The 23,747-nt window shown below is 45.8% G+C and carries 14 protein-coding genes; 4 read left to right on the top strand and 10 right to left on the bottom strand.

Annotation, left to right across the window (positions count from 1 at the left end; genetic code table 11):
• The first annotated feature begins 73 nt into the window (after window positions 1-73).
• Window positions 74-727, top strand: coding sequence for a uracil phosphoribosyltransferase (gene upp, locus NBH07_RS02285; RefSeq protein ID WP_005856833.1), 654 nt, complete (start codon window positions 74-76; stop codon window positions 725-727).
• Here the strand turns inward: upp and NBH07_RS02280 are convergent.
• The 10 genes from NBH07_RS02280 to NBH07_RS02235 form a co-directional block, all read right to left on the bottom strand.
• Window positions 670-2,568 carry a PAS domain-containing sensor histidine kinase gene (locus NBH07_RS02280; RefSeq protein ID WP_005856831.1) on the bottom strand — a complete coding sequence of 633 codons (1,899 nt, stop codon included), beginning with the start codon at window positions 2,566-2,568 and terminating at the stop codon, window positions 670-672. The two genes, upp and NBH07_RS02280, sit on opposite strands and share 58 nt — an antisense overlap.
• A gap of 138 nt (window positions 2,569-2,706) precedes the next feature.
• Complete coding sequence (locus NBH07_RS02275) at window positions 2,707-6,174, bottom strand: DUF1080 domain-containing protein (protein WP_009017475.1); 3,468 nt, start codon at window positions 6,172-6,174, stop codon at window positions 2,707-2,709.
• Between the two features lie 12 nt (window positions 6,175-6,186).
• A complete protein-coding gene (locus tag NBH07_RS02270) occupies window positions 6,187-7,443 on the bottom strand; it encodes a Gfo/Idh/MocA family oxidoreductase (protein WP_005856828.1) in 1,257 nt (418 codons plus the stop codon).
• A 145-nt stretch (window positions 7,444-7,588) separates the two neighbouring features.
• On the bottom strand, window positions 7,589-8,989 hold the full coding sequence (locus tag NBH07_RS02265) for a Gfo/Idh/MocA family protein (protein ID WP_005856826.1): 1,401 nt from the start codon (window positions 8,987-8,989) through the stop codon (window positions 7,589-7,591).
• Between the two features lie 101 nt (window positions 8,990-9,090).
• Window positions 9,091-10,617, bottom strand: coding sequence for a sulfatase family protein (locus NBH07_RS02260; RefSeq protein ID WP_009017476.1), 1,527 nt, complete (start codon window positions 10,615-10,617; stop codon window positions 9,091-9,093).
• A gap of 6 nt (window positions 10,618-10,623) precedes the next feature.
• Entirely contained in the window at window positions 10,624-12,315 is a 1,692-nt protein-coding gene (locus tag NBH07_RS02255) for a RagB/SusD family nutrient uptake outer membrane protein (RefSeq protein ID WP_005856821.1), read from the bottom strand.
• 14 nt (window positions 12,316-12,329) lie between these two features.
• Complete coding sequence (locus tag NBH07_RS02250; RefSeq protein WP_005856819.1) at window positions 12,330-15,632, bottom strand: SusC/RagA family TonB-linked outer membrane protein; 3,303 nt, start codon at window positions 15,630-15,632, stop codon at window positions 12,330-12,332.
• Between the two features lie 83 nt (window positions 15,633-15,715).
• Window positions 15,716-16,738, bottom strand: a complete 1,023-nt coding sequence (locus NBH07_RS02245) for a FecR family protein (protein ID WP_008780574.1) — start codon at window positions 16,736-16,738, stop codon at window positions 15,716-15,718.
• An 81-nt stretch (window positions 16,739-16,819) separates the two neighbouring features.
• Complete coding sequence (locus tag NBH07_RS02240) at window positions 16,820-17,422, bottom strand: RNA polymerase sigma-70 factor (RefSeq protein ID WP_008780573.1); 603 nt, start codon at window positions 17,420-17,422, stop codon at window positions 16,820-16,822.
• A gap of 306 nt (window positions 17,423-17,728) precedes the next feature.
• The gene (locus NBH07_RS02235) at window positions 17,729-18,994 is read right to left on the bottom strand and encodes a DEAD/DEAH box helicase (RefSeq protein WP_005856813.1); all 1,266 of its coding nucleotides are present in this window, start codon (window positions 18,992-18,994) and stop codon (window positions 17,729-17,731) included.
• A gap of 108 nt (window positions 18,995-19,102) precedes the next feature.
• Here NBH07_RS02235 and recQ point away from each other — a divergent pair, with 108 nt between their 5' ends.
• From recQ to NBH07_RS02220, 3 genes are all read left to right on the top strand, one after another.
• Window positions 19,103-20,938: a DNA helicase RecQ gene (gene recQ / locus NBH07_RS02230; protein WP_005856811.1), complete on the top strand. Its 1,836-nt coding sequence runs from the start codon at window positions 19,103-19,105 to the stop codon at window positions 20,936-20,938.
• Window positions 20,939-21,033: 95 nt separating this feature from the next.
• Window positions 21,034-22,212 (top strand): DUF4876 domain-containing protein, encoded by a 1,179-nt coding sequence (locus NBH07_RS02225; RefSeq protein ID WP_005856809.1) that lies wholly within the window; start codon window positions 21,034-21,036, stop codon window positions 22,210-22,212.
• Between the two features lie 6 nt (window positions 22,213-22,218).
• The gene (locus NBH07_RS02220) at window positions 22,219-23,736 is read left to right on the top strand and encodes a DUF6850 family outer membrane beta-barrel protein (protein WP_009017478.1); all 1,518 of its coding nucleotides are present in this window, start codon (window positions 22,219-22,221) and stop codon (window positions 23,734-23,736) included.
• Window positions 23,737-23,747: the final 11 nt, after the last annotated feature.

The following is a 23,747-nucleotide window of genomic DNA, read 5'->3' as shown; positions in this document are numbered from 1 at the left end:
TATGAATGAAAAATTTCATACTTATGATTTTTAGTGTCCGGAAATGATTACTTTTGGGCTCAAAAAAAGACTCATGAGAATCGTCAATCTTGGAGACACAAATTCCATATTAAACAAGTTTGTTGCAGAACTTAGAGATGTAGACATACAAAAAGACAGCCTTCGTTTCCGTCGCAATGTTGAACGTATCGGAGAAATCATGGCTTACGAGATCAGTAAGGAATTTCATTACAGTACGAAAGACATCCAGTCCCCGCTAGGTATAGCCCCGATGAATACGCCGGACGATCGAATCGTGATTAGTACGATCTTGCGTGCCGGGCTTCCATTCCACCAAGGTTTCCTTCGGTATCTGGATAATGCGGAGAACGCTTTCGTATCCGCTTACCGCAAATATAAAGACCGTTTGAATTTTGATATTCATATCGAATATATCGCCTCTCCTCGCTTAAAAGGTAAAACCTTGATCATATCCGACCCGATGTTGGCCACCGGAAGCTCTATGGAATTGGCGTATGAGGCCCTGCTGACCAAAGGAGTACCCGACCATGTACACGTAGCCTCCATCATCTCAAGCAAACAAGCCTTGGAATACTTGCAGAAGAAAATGCCGGATGACAAGACTACAATCTGGATCGCCGCATTAGATAATGACCTCGACGATCATTCTTATATCGTTCCCGGATTAGGCGATGCAGGAGATTTAGCGTTCGGCGAGAAGGAATAGGGATGTGTAAACCAAAACGTACTGCCTTTGCCCAACTCGGAATTTACACCGATCCGACCACCTAGTCTATTTACGATGGTCTCGCAAATAGATAGCCCCAAGCCCGTACCTTGTTTAAACGTATTTCCTTTATAGAAACGATCAAAGATATGGGCTTGTATCTCTTGGCTCATGCCATCCCCCGTATCAGTCACGGAGAATTTTATCTCATCACCTATGATCTCGTAAGCTAAGGTGATACAACCTTCGCTCGTATACTTGATCGCATTGTTAAGGAAATTGGAAATTACCTGCGTCAGCCGCATACGATCGCTATAGATTTGGCATTCCGGTGAATCTTTGGGAGCGATCAGAGCTACGTTATCGGGCATCTTAATACGGAAAGAGGTCACGATCTCATTGATCACCTCTTTTACGCTCATATCGGCGAACTTGAAATCCATCGTACCAGATTCAATTTTTGCCAAATCTAGAATATCACTGATCAATTGAAGCAACATCCGATTATTGCTATCGATGATTTCCACAAACTCATGCCTCTCCTCGGGATCATCCGTTTCCGCCAATAATTGAGAAAAACCGACAATGGCATTTAATGGCGTACGAATCTCATGACTCATATTCGCTAGGAAGGCAGACTTCAAACGATCCAGTTCTTCCGCCCTTTCCCTTTTCAATTGAGAGTCCTTTAACTCCGTGATATCATAATTAATACAGATCATCTCCGGTTTATTCGGGTCTACGCTTTGAGGGTTACGGGTGATATTGGCACAAATCCATTTCCATCCGTCACCAGACTTCACACGCACTTCCCTACGGAAATGATGCGCTTTGCCCTGTTTTACCTCCTCAAAGAATGAGTTTATATATCCAGCGTCGTTCGGATGAATATAAGAATAAATCCCAATAATTTGGGACAAGGGGGTTCCATCCTTCTCTCCCATATTCTCATACCATTGCTTAATGGCATAGCCCTCAAAGGTATATAAGTCATAAAGGGCATAACCGACTTTAGCGTATACGCTGACCAAGGTAAATACATTCTCAAACTCAGAAATACGGTTATAGGCGATCATCTTTTCCGTATTATCCAAATTAATAAGTAAATAGCTGGAAGGTTCACCTCTTTGGTCATATAAAATACTGGCCTTGGTAACGATATCCATCTCGCCTACTTTCGAGGTGTTATAATAATCATCGACCTTCTTAAACGAATAATTCAGCCGGAAATTCACGGATTTATTCTCCTTGAGTTTCTTGATCACATCTTTAGGCATAATCGGGTTGCTAAAAATATTGACTCCTAAAACGTCCTTCTTTGACCGGATACCGAATATCTCCATATCCTTTGCGTTCAGGTCAATCAAGTAACCGTCCCTGTCATAAAGCTCGACCCCCACAGGTAAATTTACATACAGCTTTCGGAAGATCATCTCATTATGATCGATCATCTTACTAATCTTTTCCTCTTTCAGTTTGAAATTAGGTAAAATCTGTAATATGCCCAACGCTTTTACGCACACTCCATTATTCAACTTACGCTCACATAATCTGGAGCGTACCCATTTTTCCCCAGTCGGTGTTATTATCGGAAATATTTGCTCATACGTATCGACAGATTGGATCGATAAAAAATCCGTAGTAATCAGATCCCTAAAGTCTTCCCGGATTATATAGTAAAATTCAAAAAAAGAGAGATTATTCCCCTTCTTCCCAAATATACTCATTAAATAATCGGAACAGATATAACTTCTTTGAACAAAATCGGCTTCCCACAAGCCAACTTCCGCTCTATCCAATAACAATTTACATTGATCCAATTGAGTCTGTATATCCTCCATAAAAATATCCCTTCCGATAAAATTACACTATGATTTCACAAAGATATAATTTAAATAGTATAAATCCCCTATAATAAAAAAGAGATTGTCTCGAATCACTCAAGACAATCTCTTTCTATATTCAAAGCCTGATATAAATTATTTCAATTCCTTGATACGAATATTGCGGAATTTGACAGGGGAACCATGTCCTAAGAAACCTATATGACCTTTTTTGTTAAACAAACCCGGATGCTCCTTTCCATCCAGCGTACCATTCTTCACGGCATCCCGAATATTTCCATCCAAGATTACGACTCCATTCACCGTCACACGGATATGATCGCCATCTGCCATGATCTCTTCCGTATTCCATTCTCCAACCGGCTTGAACGCTTTCGGATGATCCTCACGGGCGGGAATGATACCGTATACGGAACCGTGATGTTGCAGCGGAGTGATGTTCCCTTGGTAAATAGGATGTTCACAATCCAAGACCTGCACTTCCATACCTACATATGCTGCGTCTCCTTCCATCGGCGTACGGATACCGACACCGTTATTAGCTCCCGGGGTTAACTGGAAGTCAAAACGATAGATAAAGTTTCCGTATTCCTTCTTGGTATACAGATTACCTCCGAAACTACTGCTTGGGACCATAGAGATACAGCCATCTTCCAAGATATAATCAACCGTGTTTCCAGTCCACTCATGCATATTCGTTCCGTCAAACAAAACCTTGAAGCCCTCTTTTTCCTCTTCCGGCGATAATTTGAACGGTTCTTGTTTTTCCAATTCCTTTACGTAGATATTACGGTAATAGACCTTGCTGCCATGAGCTTGCATCTCGATTTGCTCTACCGGGAAAATCGGAAGCTTGCGATCCCAATAGTTTTCCAGAATCACGTTATCTACCACTTTTTCTCCGTTCAAGACAACCGTCACACGGTCACCAACCATCTTAATATAGAAGGAATTCCATTCACCCAATTTATTGTCGGCCACTTTCGAAGGCTTGCTCTCGTTTACCTGATTGTTGTACAAGCCACCGGAACCTACTTGCGCACCAACATTTACCCGAGAAGTATCCCAGATCTGGACTTGAGGAGTACCACGCAGATAAATACCGGCATCAGCCTCAGGGCCTTTCGGATCCAACATCCAATCCACATACATCTCGAAATCACCATATTGCTTTTCCGTACATAGGTTATCGTACCCAGTACCGTCAAATACTAACAGGCCGTTCTCTACTTTCCAGTCACGACGCATATTCTCATCTGCCTTCTCCTGCGCTTTCGCCAATTGAGCCGGTTTCATTTTCGCGCGGGCGATCGGATTCTCGACCAAACCTTTCCAACCCGTTAAATCCTTACCATTAAAGATAGAGACAAATCCGACCTCGTCCGGCATCGCATCCAAATGTTGCTTCAAGGCATCGATATCATAACGAGCGTCTTCCCCGTCAAACATGGTCAAAACACGTTTCAAGATAGCCTTCACATTGTCACCCTTATATTCCGGATGGTTACGAGCGATATTCCAAACCGCATAAACAGCCGCAGAACGAACAGCCGCATCGCTTGAATCCAAGAATTCCGACGCATACATCAATGCCAAGAAGGTATCCGCCCGTTGGATCTGACGTAAAATAAGAGCCTTTTGCTCACTCGTCCGGGCAATCTCCATGACTTTCCGCAAGCTCAACAAACGATTCTCTCTCGTAAATGCCGGATTAGATACCAACTGCACATAACGCTTTAACGCCCTGTCGAATACTTGATCGGAAGCGGCTGATTGGCAAACCTTAAATAGTTCGTCGGCAGCCTCAATACCCTTCCAAGCCAACAAAGCGTCAAGAGCCGCATCCTTGGCCGCTCCATTTCCTTTATTCAATCCTTCCACGATCGTAGCCAAAGCCTCTTTCTCGCCAGTCGCTGATAAGACCTTATAATAAAGATATCTCTTGCTGTCCCCCGCTTGTATCATACGACGATTCACGTTAGATACTTGAGTTGCCGCCGGTTGTTTAGAGATGGCGGCAATGATCGCATCTTGAAGCGGAGCGACAGCTGAAGCCTCCGCAGTCTCCAACATTCCGCACAATAAAGTGAAATCTTTCTCGGATACTACATCTTTCAATGCGGTATAAGCGGCTTTCTTCACCTCTGAGGAGCCGGATTTAATCTGATCCAGTACCGTATTTAGATTCGCATCGGCCATACGTATCGCCAACAGCTCCAAACCAGCGATTTTTCCGGCATCGGAAGCGGACGGGATCACTTTAGCGACTGCTTGATCAATATCGCCGTTAAATGCCATCAAAGCATCTTGACCCAATAAAATCACTTGCTTGTCATTGCTCTTCAACAAATCAGCCAGCACAGGAATGACACTCTTATCACCGATTTTAACCAAGGCCCAAACAGCGGCCTGTTGCACATAGAAATCCTTATCTTTCAATTGATCCAAAAGAACTTGTCTTGCTGGTAGATCAAAACGAAGTTCCAGATTCTTGATCACGTCATGTTTAGACGGGCATTTGCTTTCACGGCCTATCCAGTTCAAGATATCTACCTTGACTTCCGGCTTCGCCTTTAACATGTGTTTCATGACCTCGATATAAACATTTTGATCAGCGAAACCCGAAGCGAAGTTCAAAGCCGCATTACGGTATCCTTTATCCGTATCTTTCAAAGCCGATAATAAATTCTTCGTAGCGGCTTCCGGCTTAGCGGCCAATAGAATCTGAAGAGCGGCCTCACGGGTCTGTGTCATGCCCGCTTTCGTAGACTTCTTCAATAAATCATTCGCCGCTTTCTCCGCGTCTTTGGTATCGCCTTGCTCAAGGACACGTTTAATCAAAGCGATATACGCCTCATTCGCCCCGGTCTTTTCCATTTTATAACCGGCTTTCTCGGCAGCGGCGGCTAAATCACTCAGAGAAGCTTTAGAACCTACACGGCTCAACGCATAAAGAACCTCTTTCTGCATATTCTCATCGCTGGAACCAAGCATCACTTTCAATACATTTTCCGCATCAGCGATTTGCACGTCAGCGATCGCACGGATAATATCCTTTTGCGTCTTCGGAGTACCGGAACGACGCATCAAGGAAGCCACCAAAACCTTCTTAGCGTTATCGGTACGGATAGCGGATAACGCACGGGCAGCAGGACCGCTTAGGCTCTCATCGTTCAAATAGCTAGCCAGCGTATCCACACACTCATCTTTTCCCAGTAATTGAAGCTGCCGGATAATAAAAGCCTTTGTCTCCCGGTCGCTCACCTTATCTAAGGCTTTCAAATATGCGTTGGCTGTTGCTAGACGGGCATTTTCCTCACCTTTCGCCATCACGTAGTGAGTCAATCCGCTTAACGCATAATCCACGTTCGAGTTACTGCCTTTTCCCGGAGCGTTAATCTTGTTAATCAACATCAAGACCCCTTCCTCGCCAGTGGAGCTTAAGTCATTAATTAATTTGTTATATTCAGCTTGTTGCTCCGCCGGCATCTGTGCCAGTACATCGGCAACGATCGTCTTCGATGTACGATTAGCCGGGCTTTGAGCCATTAACATACTACCGCACAACAATAAGCTGGCAATTGATATATATACTTTTTTCATATGTGTATGTATTTAAATGTTCCAAGGCGCTCTCATCGGCTGATCCAACAAACGATTAGCGGCCTCATCATTAATAAATTCCAGTTTTACGGGATCAAAGTGAAGCGTACGATTCAAACGAAGGGCTACGGCACCCATATTCACGATCGTAGCGGAACGGAAGCCATTACGCTCATTCAAGGCAAAAGGCTGACGAGTCTTTACGCACTCGATAAAGTCGGTAACCTGTGGCTCAGGTTCGGGATAATCGGATAACTTTTTCTCCCAATCCGGGATATCACATACGAAATTCTTATAAACATTCCCGTTCGGTCCGGAAATATAAGGTGTGTTCGGATCCCCGTAATCACCTCCCCAAAGTACGATCTGGCAACCATCCTCATAGGTATACGTAATCGAGCGCCAAGTACCCACGGCGTCCGGATGTTGTTGCGGAGCATCCACCTCTACCTTAACCGGGCTGGTATTATCTTTTCCTAGAAAATATTGTACAGGGTCAATATAATGCTGTCCCATATCCCCTAAACCACCGCCGTCATAATCCCAGTATCCACGGAATGTCTGATGCACACGATGCGGGTTATAAGGTTTGTAAGGAGCCGGACCCAACCAGAAATCATAATCCAGCTCACTAGGCACCGATTGTGGTTCCAGATATTCTTTACCAACCCAATAGAACTTCCAGTCGAAACCGGTATGCTTGCTGATCGTTACCTTTAGCGGCCAGCCCAACATACCACTTTGAACCAGTTTCTTCAAAGGTTTCACTGGAGTGCCCAGTCCATAGAACGGGTCAGCGAAACGGAACCAAGTGTTCAAGCGGAACATACGTCCGTATTGCTTCATCGCTTCCATTACCCGTTTACCCTCCCCGATCGTACGGGTCATAGGCTTCTCACACCAAATATCTTTTCCTGCTTTAGCGGCCTCGACAGACATGATACCATGCCAGTGAGGAGGCGTAGCTATATGAACGATATCTACATTGGGATCTAGAATCAAATCACGAAAATCATGGTATGCGGCAATCTTATCCTTTACCAACTGTTTACCTAGCTCCAGATGATTCTTATCGACGTCACACACAGCGACAAGACGAGTCCCAGCATAGTCCACATGTCCACGGCCCATACCACCTGTACCGATAATTCCTTTTGTTAATTGATCACTTGGAGCGATGAATCCATTACCCAACACGTGGCGCGGTACAATCGTAAATGCCGCGATTCCTCCAAGAGTCTTCAGGAAGTCTCTTCTGTTTGTCTTCATAGTACGAATTTAAAATTTAGATAGAATAGATTAACTTGAGTGACAAAAATAATCATAATACTCGAAGAGACAAGAAAAATGTATATAAAAAAGAAAAGGATGCCTTTAACAAAGACATCCTTCCCTAGTATTTTATGAAAATCTATTACAAAGCGAATTGCGGTTGACGGTGAATCCATTGCCCACGGGTGAAATCCGGGAAGTCTACCAAAGCACCGCCACGAGCGATTGACATCTCCGACAAGCCGGAGATAGCGCTCCAAGCGGCAGCGTCATAGCAGTCCATTGGAGCCGGTTTCTTATTACGGATAGCGTCGATCAAGTCGTACATCATGATATAGTCCATACCACCGTGTCCGGCCTCAGCAGCTTGAGACTCTAAGGAAGCCCACAATTTATGATCATATTTCTTGAACCATTCATCGGAATCATCCCAACGATGAGGCTTAGACTTTCCTTGTACATATACATGATCGCCATCGTTCATCCATAAACCCTCAGTTCCCTGAACACGGAAACCTAATGAATAAGGGCGAGGAGAATTGGTATCATGGGTTACGATAATCGTTTGTCCATTAGAACACTTAATCATAGAAGTCACGATATCTCCCAAATTGAAGTTGACCTTCGCCAACGGATGATTCTCACCCCCATTATCCACGATAAACTTATGCAATCCACGAGATTGAGTAGCCATAGCGGATAAAGAAAGGAAACGGTTACCACGATTGATATCCATACAATGAGCTATCGGTCCGATACCGTGAGTCGGATAGATATCGCCATTACGATGTACGGAATGGTTCGTACGCCATTGAGCCTCGGCGAAAGCCGTCGGACCCATACGAAGATCACCACTGCCCGGTACATAGTTGTAATGAGTTCCATCGTTGAATTTCACCTCACGCAAGTCATGCTCATAACCACAACCACCATGCAAGATCTCGCCGAACAAACCTTGGCGGACCATATTCAACGCAGCCATACAGTCACGACGATAACATACGTTCTCCATGATATTCAAATGGCTTCCGGTTGCTTCCGAAACATTTACCAAATCCCAGCACTCCTCTAACGTGTTAGCCGCAGAAACCTCCACGCCTACATAAGGAACACCAGCCTTCATAGCGGCGACAGACATCGGTACGTGCCATTCCCAAGGACTTGCGATGATCACGCAATCAAACTCCTCGTTGTTCAACATATTCTCAAATTCACGTTCACCCCCTTTGTAAACTTTCGGAGCAGGGACATTAAATTTAGCGATATGTTTCAAGGTACTATCGATCGGGCCCTGTTGGATATCGCAAATCGCTACGATCTTATTACCGGGGATCGCCAATACATTATTAATATGCTCATGGCATCTAGAACCCGTTCCGATGAAACCGAAACGTAATTTACCATCATCTTTACCGGCTGTTTTTTTCTTTTGGGGTTCAGCGGCAGTTGTTGTAGCTCCGGCGTTTCCAGCCATTGCCAAGCCTGCGGCACCAATACCAGCGGCAGATACTTTCTTAAGGAATGAACGACGAGTGTTTTCCATATATTTTATAAATTAGTTTGTGTTTTGAGGATACAAAATTAAAAAAATATTTTTTCAATCAAAACGTTATTGAGTATTTTGAAAAAATAAAGAGTCCAAGACTAAAAGTTCGTTATCTTTCCGGTTTCCCTTTTTAGCCTCTCGAAGGTCATCATCATCTGTCGAAGTCTTTTAGGTTCTTTTTCCGCCAAATTAACTTGCTGACCGATGTCTTCCTTTACATTATATAATTGATAACAGTTACTATTTCCGGCAAAGGCAGCCTCCTCCGCGTCACCATAGGTATCCGGATACGGCGGGATCATGACCCAATCACCATCACGTAGCGCATAATTGAAATAACCTTCCAAGACAAGTTCCTTTCGCCCATTACCACCTTTTCCTAGAAAGACAGGCAAGGTGTTTTGGCTATCTACCTTATCAGAATAGGTCTGTCCGATCAACGCCGACAGCGAGGCTAACAAATCCATCTGGCAAACCAAGGCATCCGACACAGCGCCCGGCTTAACTTCCGCAGGCCAACGAAGCATGAACGGGATACAGGTCCCACCATCATACAAGCTCGTCTTTCCTCCACGAAGCGGTCCGGCCATCTTATGATCCCCTACCAATTCCACGGCTTGATCTTGATAACCGTCATCCAGAACCGGTCCGTTATCGCTAGTGAAAACAACTAACGTATTTTCCGTTAGCCCCAACTTATCCATTTCCTTCAAGAATTCGGTCACGCACCAATCCGCTTCCAAGATAACATCTCCACGAGGTCCCATCCCCGACTTACCCGCGAATCTCTCGTTCGGAACACGAGGTACATGCGGTTGATGCAAGCCATAGTACAGGAAGAAAGGTTTATCCTTATTCTCTTTCATAAAACCTTTCGCCTTCTCAAGGAACAACTCTGCCATATCCTCATCTTTCCATTGGGCGGTCTTGCCTCCTTTCTGGAAACCAATTCGAGGTACACCGTTTACGATAGCGCCGGCATGCCCGACACTCGGGAGCATTCTCAGTAATTCAGGATTATCCTTCCCAGTCGGTTCCCCGGGGAAATTCTCCTTATAACTGACATAGAGAGGATCGTTCGGATCGAGGTTTACACCTCTCCCATTCTCGATAAAGATACAGGGAACCCGGTCATTAGTAGCAGCTTGGATAAAAGAATAGTCGTAACCGATCTCTTTCGCTCCGGGATAAACCAGCTGGTTCCAGTCTACCACCCCGTCACCTAATCCTAGATGCCATTTGCCGACCGAGCCGGTGACATAGCCCGCTTGCTTCATCACCTTCGGCAAGGTAACCTGTTGAGTATTGATAATCAGAGCCGCATTGCCGGGAAGTATTTTGGCATCCCTATTTGTCCAAGGATATAATCCGGTAAGCAAGGAATACCGGCTGGGGGTAGAAGTAGCCGCCGTACAATAACCTTGCGTAAAGCGTATGCCTTCATTTGCGATACGATCCATTCCCGGAGTCTGTATGCGATGAGCCCCGTAACAGCTTAGATCACCATACCCGAGATCATCGGCCACGATGATCACCACGTTAGGTTGCCGGGGAGCTGATTGAGCTATTAAAGTTGTTGGCAAGGAAAACCCTGCCAACACACTCATTATACAATACTTATTCATCGCTTATTACGGATTCTGAGTTAATGTACCCGGATAAGCGTTAATCTCAGACTGCGGAATATACTGGATAGCCAACGGGCTGGTAGCAGGATATTCAGGCACGCCGTCATGGAATCCCGGGTAATGACGTTTCATCGTATCGCCTACACGATATACATCAAAACCACGGTCAGCCTCATAAGCTAATTCCAACTGACGTTCTTTCATGATAAGCTCATGAGCGTTTGTCGCATCCAAAGATTTATATCCGGCGTTAGGTAAGGAACGGGTACGAACGGTATTCAAATCGGCTAATGCTTTTGTATAGTTTCCTAATTTAGCGCTAGCCTCGGCGCGAATCAGGTATAACTCACCTAAGCGAGAGATAACCGGTGAATAAAGGTGGGGATAACCTTCTTGCTTAGAGCATTTATAACTATAGAATTTCGGATTACCTTGGCTTTCTAACATCAGGTAATCATAATCACCGACATAAGTTTTTCCCTTATAACTAATAGAATAACGTTTATTATCCACATCTACGGGAGTTAATGTGTACTCTTCATCATCCACGGTAGCGATTAACTTACCACCTACTTCCTTTGTCTCACCCTGACGATATACATAACCGGAAATCTTTCCGTCCGTATACAAGTTAGCGACGAAACGGAAAGCCGGAATTTGATCTCCCGCATCATTCTTCTTATATTGTGGATGGATAAAAGCCTCGCGGGCATCCGTATTTTTACCTGTCTCATGCAGCAAATCCATGTATTTAGCGCTAGCGTATACCTCACCCCAGCCTTGACCATCAATCTCCGCATACATACTACCTAACGGGCTACCCCAATCATCCCAATCCGAAGCAATGAATTTCACGGCAAAAATAGTCTCCGTTTGAGAAGCCGCATCCGGAGCAAGCTCATTATATGTCATAAACGTCGAACGACTCAATAAGGAGAATTGATTACTCTCGATTACCTCATTCGCATAATTATAAGATAATTGAGCGTATTCCTTATTCGGATTCTCAAAAGTACCACTCATATACATATAAACCTTGGCCAACAAGGCTTGAGCCGCATACTTTGAGGCATAGGCAGGCGACTTAAAATCAGACATCAACTCTTCTGCCTTTTTCAAGTCAGACAGAACTTGCTCATACGTATCTTTCACGGAAGAACGATCCGGAAGATCCAGGTTATCCATATCCTCAGGCATACCATTCACAATAGGTACACCCAGATTCTTCTCCGGTTCTTGATAATAAGGACGGCCAAACACACGACACAGATAAAAATACATCATGCCACGCATATAATAGGCCTCACCCAACTTTTGGTTCAACTCTGGAGATTCATTCTCATTGATCATCTTCATTAAAGAACTTGTCTGCGAGATGATATTATAAGCACTGTTCCAAACCGTAGAAAGCCCACCATTATTAACGGTATGCTGATAAGTAAAGTAAGTACCGAATGGATTTGTGGTCGGCTTATCCTTGCAAACGTTATCCCCGGGGAACTCTCCACAATAGTGTAAATGCTCAGATGCAGTTTTCAATTTAGCGTAGCAACCGTTTAATAAGACATCAACCGCAGCATCCTTATCTTCCATGATCTTGTCCTCCGTATACTTATCATAAGGCATACGTTCGATATCACAGCTTGTTATAAATGTGGCCGCTGCCGCAAGAGCCACTATAGCTATTTTTTTCATTCTTATTCCTTTAATTAAAATGTAACATTTAAACCAAACATAAATTTACGGGCTTGTGGGTACGGAGAAATGGCCACACCAACCGAACCAGCCTTGTATTGGCTTCCTACCTCAGCAGGAAGTTCCGGATCCACTCCAGAGAAACCCGAAAGAACAAACAAGTTCTCACCCGAGAAAGAAAGACGGACATTGTCTACATATTGGATCTTCCAAGGTAACGTATAGCCTAATGTCAAGCTACGCAAACGTAAATAGCTCGCATCCTCCAAGTAACGGGAAGATCCCTTGCTGGATTGGCTCTTATTACCATATTCAGCTTTTGGATGGGTAGCGATATCGCCCGGTTTTTCCCAGCGATTCCAATCATCCCTTAAATTCATTTGATTATAGTTTACATAAGCACCATCACTATCATACATAGAACGGTCATAATTGTAAATCTCACCTCCTACCGAATAACCGAAGACTGCGGATAAATCGATATTCTTCCAAGATAGATTTGTAGAGAAACCACCGTAGAAGTCAGGGCTTAATTTTCCTAATATAGTCTGGTGCTTGGAAGCCTCGCTATAATCAGAAGTTGTTATGCGTTCTCCTTTCTCATTTGTTGTATACCACAACGGAGCTCCTGTTTGCGGATCTACGCCAGCCCATTCAGTTCCATACCAAGTATCCACATCCTGACCCGGAGTCAAGATCTTATCCATATAGATGTAATAGCTTGTTCCTGCGTTGGCAGTAATAATCTCGCTCTTACCACCATACAATTCTGTGATCTTATTACGGTTCAAGCCCAAGTTAGCGGCAACGCTCCAATTCCAATCACCACCTTTCAAGATGTCCACACCTAATGAAACCTCGAAACCATTATTCTTAACAGAACCAACGTTACGATAGATACCCGTGATACCTGTCACACCGGGCAGAGGCACTTTATAAAGCAAATCGGTTGTTTTCTTATTGTAATAATCCAAATTAATAGTCAGACGATCGAACAAGATAGCGTCGATACCTACACCCGCCGTATAGGTTTTCTCCCATGTCAAGTTCTTATTTTCTTTTTGAGCAATTACCGCACCCGGATCACCGTTGTATCCCGTAGACATAGCATACAAAGTATACTGCGAATACAGCTCAGTAGGACGATTACCTACAGAACCATAGCTAGCGCGCAACTTCAATTGCTGTACCCAATCCTTTGCCTTGAAAAATTCCTCCTGATGGATATTCCAACCACCACTAACAGAGAAGAAATTACCATATTTAGCATCCTCACCAAAGTTTGAGGCACCATCTCGGCGGAAAGAGAAAGACAATAAATAACGATTGTCATACGCATAATTGGCATTGAACAAATAGGATTGTACAGCCCATTCCTCTTGCGATCCTTTTATTGTCTTAGGAGTTGTCGCTACATCTGCCACGGAGAAACCCGGAGCGAAACTAGCCGCTGTCTGATCCTTGATTTCCCGGGTATAAGAGTTCCACTCATAAGCCAATATCGCATTGATGGAATGTTTATCGAACACCTTATTAAAACGAAGCAATTGGTTGCTATATACCCGATAAGAAGTTGTGGTCTTATCTTGCAACAATCCATTGTCGGCCTCTCCTGCCTTAGAGCGAGGATCGTTATAGCCTTTGAAAAGAATGTTATTATATTTATAGCTATTCACGGACGCAAAAGTCAACCAATCGGTAAACTTGATATCGAAGTCAAAGTTTCCCATAAACTCATAGGAAGTTTTCTTCTCATAATTCCATTGCAGGTCATACAAGTAATTTGTAGCATCGCTATTCACCCAATCGGTCGGCCTGTATTGCTGGATCAAGTCGCCATTCTCGTCATACGGGGAGTCCCAAGGGAAATTAACGTACATGATAGCGCCTAGATCTTGCTGCTGGTCCATCACGTCGCTACGGGTAGCCCATACTTTAGGTTTGATAGTCAACCAATCCGTCGCTTGGTAATCCACATTGAAACGCAAGTTATAACGCTTGTAGTCATATCCTTTCACGGCACCATCCTCATTATAGTAACCAACGGATGTATACGTCTTGATCTTCTCTGAGCCACCGGAAACAGATACGTTATAGTCTTGAGCGAAGCCCAGATGCGTACCCTCTTTCCACCAGTCGAAGTTACGGTTGCGCAAATCCTCCGTAAAATAACTCGGAAGGGCGTCTTGATTAGCGAAAGATTTATAATAATCATATAATTCCTCGCCGTTCATCATATTCATGTTTCCACGGTGCAACTGGTTCACACCCATCTTTACGGAAGCGTTGATCGTAGCTTTTCCGATCTTACCTTTCTTCGTAGTCACCACGATAACACCGTTCGCTCCTTGAGAACCATAGATAGCGGTTGAAGCGGCATCCTTCAAGATAGACATGGATTCGATATCAGCCGGGTTCAAGCTACCCGCATCCGTACCGACGATTACGCCATCCACGATCCAAAGAGGGTCCGTGCTACCGTTTACCGTAGACTTACCACGGATCACCACCTTACCGGCAGCGCCCGGCTGACCACCACCCGAAGTAACCTGCACGCCCGGAGCCTTACCAGACAATAAGTTCTCGACCGTAGGGCTAGTGGCATCCAACAATTTCTCGTTGCTCACCACCTGCATGGCACCCGTCAAGCTTTCCTTTTTTTGCACGCCGTAACCAACAACAACCACCTCCTCAAGGTTCTGAGTGTCTTCCTTGATACGGATAGTCATCGGAGCACTAGTCGCTTTAACCTCATGGTTCACATAACCGATGTAAGAAACGACCAAAGTAGCTCCGGCCGGAGCTTCCAAACTAAACTTTCCATCGAAATCGGTACTGGTACCGTTCGTAGTGCCTTTCACAAGCACGTTCGCGCCGATTACCGGCTCACCCGTCACCGCGTCAACAATGGTACCTGAAATCGTAATCGTCTGCTGCGCCACCATTCTCTCCGTGTTTCTCAATTCATTTGGATTAGAAGATGACTTGTAAACAACAATCCTATTGTTGTTTACAACAAAATCAGCATGCTGATTTTTCAGCGCCGTCGTCAAAATCTCCTCGACCGAGCGGTTCGACATGTCGATTGAGATACGCTCATTCAGATTGATGTCATTGTTACGGATAAGGAACGTGTAATTGAATTTTTCCTCGATCAAATCGAAAAGTTCTTTTAATGTCGTACTTTCCATTTGAACAGACATCATTTGTGTCTGAAGTTCGGACGCTGAAACCGTACCGGGAATAAACGGCAGTCCCGCAAGCATACATGCGGCTACCATCATCTTACCGGTCTTCTTGAAATAGTTCATTTCCATTAAAGTTAGATTTAATAAATAATTTTCTCGTTTATACTATTTTCCACACTTACACCTTAGGATTAAGGTTTGTATTTTTGTTTTTACTTATCTTTTATAATAATCTCATCTCCCGAACGAGTCCACACATATTTATGATCCACGTCCACCTCACGAAGGATCTTATCCAACGAATAATCTTTCGTAAAGCTACCGGAGAAGATTTCCTTTCTCAAAAGATCGCTCTCGACACGAATACGCACGTTGAACTTACGTTCCAAATCCTTGGCGATACTCATGAAAGGTTGCTCGGAGAATTTCAGGCTACCGTCCATCCAAGAGAGAGCATCCTTGGCATCCACCTCACTGACTCTTACCTTATTGGTCTGCTTATTAAAGCTTAGTTTCCGGTTTGGAGTCAAGGTCACATCGCCCGCATGGGCAACCTCATCCCGCAAGCTCACGTTTACTTTTCCCGACACCAGAGTGACATCGGTCATTTCATCCATTCCGTAAGCCTTTACGTTAAATCTAGTTCCTAGAACCTTGATATCCAACTTCTTTGATTTTACGATAAAAGGCTTAAGGGAATCCCGGGTAATCTCGAAGTAAGCCTCACCATCCAATTGTACGCTACGTCCGTTCGTATTGAAATCACTGCCATATCTCAACGTGGAACCTGCGTTGACCCAAACCACGGATTGATCCGGCAAAACGACTTTCGTTTGGGCTCCCATAGGAGTTGTCGTCTCAAAATAAGCCAAGGCGGCAGATTTCGGCTGATTATGTCTCGTACCTATATAATAAGAGGCAGTTCCCACCGATACCACGATCAAGACCGAGGCGGCAACTTTTCCTAAAAACCGAAAATTTAGCCAATGATTCTTTTCAGAAGGAATAGCGGGATCGATAAGTGCCCCGAAATGTTTTTGGAAATCGGCTTTCATATCAGAGGCAAACAAAGGTACATGCGCCGTCGCCCAACAATCTGCCATCTCGGAAAGGCACTGTTTATGAGCGTCATCCGTTTCCAACCATTGTAGTAATTCATTTCGCCCCTCCTCGGATATATCTCCCATGAGGTAGCTATAAATTAAATCTTCTATGTGTTTATTCTCTATTTCCATGATATTAACAAAGGAGCCGGTTTTCAACCCGGTTTCTATTATATACACCTGTTTTAGAGATTCCGTTTAAGGAGATTCCAATTATTTTTCGAAAAAATTAAATATAAGTAAGAAAAGAGGGTAAAGATCGCCTAAAAGTTCACGCAACTTCGCCAAACCGATCTTGATCTGTACTCGTACCGTACTGGAACTGATATGATTTGTTATCGCTATTTCCTCATAGGTCTTGTTATGGTAAAGATATTGCACGAAGATATCCCGGCATTTAGCGGGCAAGGAATCCACGGCACGATAGATTTTCTCCTCGAATTCCTTATTCTCCAGATAAGCCAACGGATGGGGGTCCGCGTCGATTTGCAACTCTTGTATCGACAATAAGCTTTCTTGTACATCTGATAAAGGGACTTCTTGCTGACGTTTATCTCTTAAATAATTCAGGCAATAATTACGTACCGAGCGAATTAAATAAGCGTTTACCGGATGTATTAACGCCGAATGGTGATTCCATACATTCATAAAAACATCATTAACGATCTCACGTGCCGCCTCCGAATTATAGACATATTTAGTCGCTACGGCGCACAAGTACACGTAGAAGGTCGTATATAATTGTTCAAATGCTTTGGCATCGCCATTATTGATCCGAGATATTATGTCCTCCTTTACAATCAGCACAAACGTCAACCCTTAAGTTTCACTCACAATTGAATCACAAAAATAATGAAATATTCCAGAGATTACCTCATTTTAAAAGAAAGTATAGGGTAATAGCGCCAAACAGCTCGCTAAAGCGGACTGTTTGGATACTTAGGTGACGAACCGGATGCCATACGGGTGGCATAGCTGTGCCATCCTTGTGGCACGCCCTTGCTATCCTTGTGGCACGCCCTTGCTATCCTTGTGGCACTGCTATGCCACCGGCGTGGCACGACTGTGCCAATGCTATGGAAAGGACTGACACTATACGTCGTTACAATACAACAACTTAGATTACTTAGAAGAATTGGCGGCACGCTTCTTGTTACGCCAGTAACTACCGTCACGTTTGCTTCCGAACATATTACGGCGTTTCGACTCTTGCTTGATCGCTTCTTTCTTCTCGGCTACGGCGGCTTTCACCTCCTTGGTCTCATACATATGGCCACCGGCTATGGGGACTTCCTTGCCGATCAGTTTCTGGATATCTTTCAACAAAGGTACCTCCTCGGCGTCGCAGAAAGAGAACGCCACACCTTCACGGCCCGCACGACCCGTACGCCCGATCCGATGTACATAAGTCTCGGGTACGTTAGGAAGCTCATAGTTAATGACGTGTGTCAGATGATCCACGTCGATTCCACGGGCGGCGATATCCGTAGCGATCAGCACACGGGTCGTATGATCCTTGAAATTCGTCAAGGCACGCTGGCGGGCAGTCTGGCTCTTGTTGCCATGGATCGCCTCCGCCCCTATCTCCGCTTTCGACAAGACACGGGCCACCTTGTCCGCCCCGTGTTTCGTACGGGTAAAGATCAATACGGATTCCAGTTCCGGGTTCTCCAACAAGCTTTTCAGCAAGTTGATCTTCTCGGCCTTCTCGACGAAATAAACGGATTGGTCGATCGCGTCCACGGTCGATGAGGCCGGGGTTACTTCCACCTTTTGCGGCTCGCTCAAGATCGTACCTGCCAAGCGCTCGATCTCAGGGGGCATGGTAGCGGAGAAGAACAAGGACTGGCGTTTCTTGGGCAATAGCGGTAAAATACGCTTGATGTCATGGATAAAGCCCATGTCCAACATACGGTCCGCTTCGTCTAAGACGAAATACTCCAAGGTATCCAAGTGGATGAATCCTTGTCCAATCAAGTCCAGCAGACGTCCCGGCGTAGCGATTAATATATCGATGCCTCTTTCCAAGGCTTCCGTCTGGGGCTTTTGCCCTACTCCCCCGAATATCACCGTATGGCGTAATCCAGCGAAACGGCCGTAAGCGGCAAAGCTCTCTCCGATCTGGATGGCAAGCTCACGGGTAGGCGTAAGGATCAATGCCTTGATACCCCGTTTGTAACCTTTCTTCTTCTGGAGATATAACCGCTGGATAATCGGGATGGAGAAGGCCGCCGTCTTACCGGTTCCTGTCTGGGCGCAACCCAATAAATCATAACCTTGCGAAACGATGGGAATCGCTTCTGATTGTATAGGTGTTGGAGTCGTATAACCTTCTTGCACGAGAGCCTTACGTATCGGCTCTATCAAATCTAAATCTTCAAATGTCATTCTAAAATAGGGTGAGCCATCACGGCTCGTTATGTAAATAATGTGGGCAAAGGTAGTAAAACTTTATGATATAAACTATCTTTGCGCTTTTTATGCCCGTAAAGCGATATGAAAGAATTATTACTACTACTGAAAAAGTTCTTCGGATATACCTCCTTCCGTCCCTTGCAGGCGGACATCATACAGCGTATCTTACAGAAAGAGGACTCGTTGGTGCTGATGCCCACGGGTGGAGGCAAGTCGATCTGTTTTCAGCTACCGGCTATCTATCTGCCGGGTACGGCTTTGGTGGTGTCCCCCTTGATCGCCTTGATGAAGGATCAAGTAGAGGGGTTGATCGCCAACGGCATCCCTGCGGCGGCGTTGAACAGTATGATGCCGGAAGAGGAGCAACAACAGGTGAAGCAACTTTGCGTGCAGGGCAAGATCAAATTATTGTATATCTCCCCGGAACGGATCAAGATGGAGGCGGACTGGTTCCTGCCCCGGCTGGACATCTCGCTCATCGCTATCGACGAGGCACATTGCGTATCGCATTGGGGACATGACTTCCGTCCGGAATACACGCAACTGGCGATATTGAAGGAACGTTTCCCGAAAGTCCCGGTCGTGGCCCTGACCGCTACCGCCGATAAAATCACCCGGAAGGATATCCTAGAGCAGTTACGGCTTCGTACGCCCCAAACGTTCATATCATCGTTCGACCGCCCGAACATCTCCCTCACGGTACGCCGAGGGCTTAACAAGAAAGAGAAGATCGCCGCCATCGTCCATTTCATCCGGGGGCACCGGGAGCAGAGCGGTATCATCTATTGCATGCGCCGCAACGATACGACCGAGCTGGCCGATGAGTTGGCGATGTATAATATCAAGGCGATCGCCTACCACGCCGGCCTCCTGCCCGCCCAACGGGAACAGGCCCAAAACGATTTCATCAACGACCGGGTGGACGTGGTGTGCGCCACGGTAGCTTTCGGGATGGGTATCGACAAGAGCAATGTCCGCTGGGTCGTGCATTACAGCATGCCGGGGAGTATCGAGAACTACTACCAAGAGATCGGCCGTGCCGGAAGGGACGGGATGAAAAGCGATGCCCTCCTGTTCTATTCCTTGAGCGACTTGATCGTACTTCGCCGTTTCGCCGAGGAGAGTGGCCAAAGCGAGGTGAACTTGGAGAAGCTAAACCGGATGAGACGGTATTGCGAGTCCGATATGTGCCGCCGCCGTGTCCTGCTCAGTTACTTCGGCGAGGAGGCGGACCATGATTGCGGCAACTGCGACGTGTGCAAGAACCCTCCGCAACGTTTCGACGGCAGTGTCTTGATACAAAAGGCGCTGAGCGCCGTTATCCGGACCGGCGAGCACGTGGGCATGCAGATGCTGATCGACATACTCCGTGCCTCCGCCCGCGCGGAGCTGCTGGAGAGAGGATACGATAAGCTAAAGACGTACGGAGCCGGACGGGATCTCTCTTATAAAGAATGGAAGGAGTACATTTACCAGATGATCCAACTCGGGTACATGGAGATCGACTACGCCGCCGAGCGTGTCTTGCGGATGACCCCGCTAGGCAGGCGTGTCCTGTACGGGGAGCAAAAGGCCCAGCTCGTCATCTATCGGGAACCGGATGAGCTGACACGCCCCGTCCGGAGAGGCGAGCGGAAATCCTCCTTCAAGGCCCAGCCGATCCGGCCGATCCGGTCCGCCTCTACGGACGAGACCTTGCTGGACTCCCTCCGCCAACTTCGCAAGCAAATCGCCGAGCGAGAGCATACGCCGGCTTATATCATCTTCTCCGACGATTCTTTGGAAGACATGGTGGAGAAGAAACCGGTCACCTTGGACCAGTTCAGCGACATCCGGGGCGTGGGGCAAATCAAGCTGGACCGGTATGGGAAGGTGTTCGTGGCCTTGATCCGGTTCGTGCTGAAGCTACCGAAATAAGAAGAACACATGTTAATGTTTTTAGCTCCTAAATGGAAATATAAAAAAATCACATATATTTGTCTACAATATATTAAGCACAATGCCTCATATTCATGATAGACAAACATTTTTCTCTCCTCACCCACCTGCTCTGTCTGTGTTTTCTGGCAGGATGCGAGAATGAGTATTTCAAAACGGGGAGTATCCATATCCAATTGAAGAAACCTTCCGGATACGTAGATATCTCCTTGGCGAATATCCCGGTCACACTAATCAATCAAAGTATAGGCTGTGTCTACACCACGACCACCGACACAAATGGACTAGCTCTATTTGAACTAACCGCTGGCATATGCGCAATCTCCGCAAATCAGGAAACCACGACTGGCAACAGGGATTATATATTGAGTGGTAGCCTCTCCAATATCCAGTTCGAGGCCAATGGAGAAGAACGATCCGTGGAAATACCTTTGGAAGTGTCCGAACGAGGCCGTCTACTGATTAGCGAGATTTATTTCAGCGGTTGTCTCTGGCCTGACGGGAAAAATGTCTATAACAAAGATCAATACCTCACGTTGGTCAATAACTCCGATGACTTGATTTTCCTAGATGGCCTATGTATCGCACAAGCAGGACCCGTAAGCGTGACAAAGCCTTCCGGATGGATGCTCCATACCGATATGAAAGAAATACCTTTATTCATGATGTGCTGGGAGTTTCCGGGAACGGGAACCGAATATCCCATTCAACCGGGGGAGCGACAAACAATAGCGATTAACGCCATAAACCATACCAATAGCGAAGTGGGAGTTCCGGCCTCGCTCGATTTATCCAGCGTGGAATGGGCTTTTTGGGATCCTATCTTGACCGGAAGCCAAATCTCCGCCGGTGTAAAACCTCTAAACTTGGTATGGCGTGGCACCGGTTTCTCCTATCTGTTTTCCATGAACGGCCCGACGATCCTCTTGTTCCGTCCCAAAACGGACTTAAGAGAATGGATCGCCAATCCGGATCACATCCAAAAAGAACCAGAGAGTTTCAATACGCTAAAATACCTCCATATACCCGCTGATTGGGTGCTGGATATCGCAAATTTCGTCTCTTCAACCTCTACGGTAGCTTACACACGTATCCCATCTTCTATGGATGTGAGTCCGGGTATAGCCACGTCCGGCGGTTCCGGCCTGGCAATGCGTCGGAAATATGAGCAAGAGGGGAAACGCTTCCGCTGGAAAGATTCCAATAACACCGCCGAGGATTTCGAGAAAACTCCACCTTCCTTAAAACGGTAAGCCTCTATGAAGATCACTATCATTCTATATATGATATCACTATCTGTCTATGCCTCACGGTCATGGGCTCAACAAGAGAGCGCATGGGCTTTATCCGCCAATCCTGTCAGCATCAGCTATGTGCCTAAGGGCAGCGCTATGGAAGCTGGTTTAAGTTATTTGATCCATCAAGCTGCCTTACCTGCCAGCGACCAGCCGGATCAAACACAGACCTATAGGGCTTATGTATCCGGTAACCGAAAGCTGGGTCTGCTTTGGCTGGCGGGTGGTATCGATTGGTCGCAAAGCCTACTGGAAGGGAGAAAATGGAATTTATTATCGCAACCGGACTATCTGATTACGGCCGGCGATTCCTTGGGAGAGCCACAACGCATCGAGAAATACAGGATCTATGGACAAGCGGCTTACGTCTTATCCCCGAAAATCAAGGTCGGGATAGATGGAGACTATACAGCTACAAGCAACGAAGATCGCTCCTCTTACCATATCTACCATGGGATGGCACACTTAATCCGGATATCAGGAGGTATCGTTTACGAACAAGTACGCAGACGCTTTGGAGCCTCGATCCATTATATCCATCGTACAGAGGAATTAACGTATGATACGGATAGTAAAGATAAACTTTATACATTTCCTCTGGGTTATTGGCTTCCGATGCAAGAATTATCGGGAAGTTTCCTGTTTCGCAGCCAAGGAAAACGCCTAGGTGTTTCCTTGCAAACGGAAACCCTAAAAGAGCATTGGAGTCTTTTCCATGATCTCTTCTACGAGACCCAGCAATTAGCGGACAATCCAAATAACTCCGGCAACTTGAGAGGCTGGGAAGAACGGCTGCATCAAATCAGTTACCAAGGTCGTTTTACCCGAACGAATAAATCGCGGACGCATATCTGGTCGCCCACAGCCCGATTCAACCAAACTACGGCCAACCGCATATTACAACGGAATCCCACCACAAGCTCGTCTGCCATATGGACTACATTCGCCACCTATCGCCTAGCAAGGCAACGGATGTTATCTACCCAACTAAGTTACGAGGCGACAAAGAATGATACTTCGGGCGGAAAGGCATCCACATGGCAAATGACTGTCGGATGGAATCGTTTGGAAAATGATTTCTACATATATCCTTTTACGGTCAAACAATATACAGGGCTCTTCCACGGAGAGATTGCGTTTTTTCGACAAATCCGCCTACCTAAAGAAAACAAGCTAAGTATCCGCCCGTCCGTGTATATCGTATCGGGCTATGGTACCGAGATCAAATGGGAGAAGGAAACGCAGAAGGATGAGAATGGCTCAGCAGAAATCAAGCTAGAGCAGAACATGCAAAAAGTGAACGAGGATTTTATTGCTCGCACGGCAACCCGTCTGGGTATCGGTACGGAAATGGAATATCGGCATCCCATTCATTCCGCCTTATCAGCGGGATTTCGTTTAAAGGGTAGTCTCGAACAAACGACAAGTCCTCAATCGACCCTCGGAGGGGGTGGAAACTTCAGTATTGTCATCTGGCTATAAATAGGTCTAAT

Origin of the sequence: Parabacteroides sp. B2-S-102 (assembly GCF_023656665.1) — a bacterium.
In the GTDB taxonomy this organism is placed as follows: domain Bacteria; phylum Bacteroidota; class Bacteroidia; order Bacteroidales; family Tannerellaceae; genus Parabacteroides; species Parabacteroides distasonis.
The sequence above is the reverse complement of the archived record's forward strand: the minus strand, read 5'-3'. Positions and strand labels throughout refer to the sequence as shown.